The sequence below is a fragment of the Burkholderia sp. Ac-20345 genome, from assembly GCF_017104825.1.
Lineage (GTDB): Bacteria > Pseudomonadota > Gammaproteobacteria > Burkholderiales > Burkholderiaceae > Burkholderia > Burkholderia lata_B.
Genome location: NZ_JAAGPO010000565.1, coordinates 1 through 243, shown reverse-complemented (window position 1 = coordinate 243; position 243 = coordinate 1). Strand labels below are relative to the sequence as shown.

Genomic DNA, 243 nt, shown 5'->3' with positions numbered 1-243 from the left:
AGCGTGCACGAAGGCGCGCTCGAACTGCTCGACGTCGCCCCCGAATTCCCCGCGCTGCCGCTCGTCGCGACGTATCGCAGCCAGGGCCTGCCGGTAGCCGCGCGCATCGCGGAACTGGCCAGCGAAGGCGCACGCGCAATGGCGGCCGCCGCGAGCCACGCAAGGACGGCAGCGCCGGCCACGACCGAAAGAGATCGGAAGAGAGTCGGGGGGGGAAGGAGGGGGATAAAAGGTGTAGGGGAA

Annotated in this window: 1 pseudogene; it reads left to right on the top strand. The window is 70.0% G+C overall.

The features are described 5' to 3' along the window. A pseudogene (locus G3O06_RS49590) lies at positions 1-162 on the top strand (LysR family transcriptional regulator); the annotation flags it as partial. Positions 163-243 lie beyond the last annotated feature (81 nt).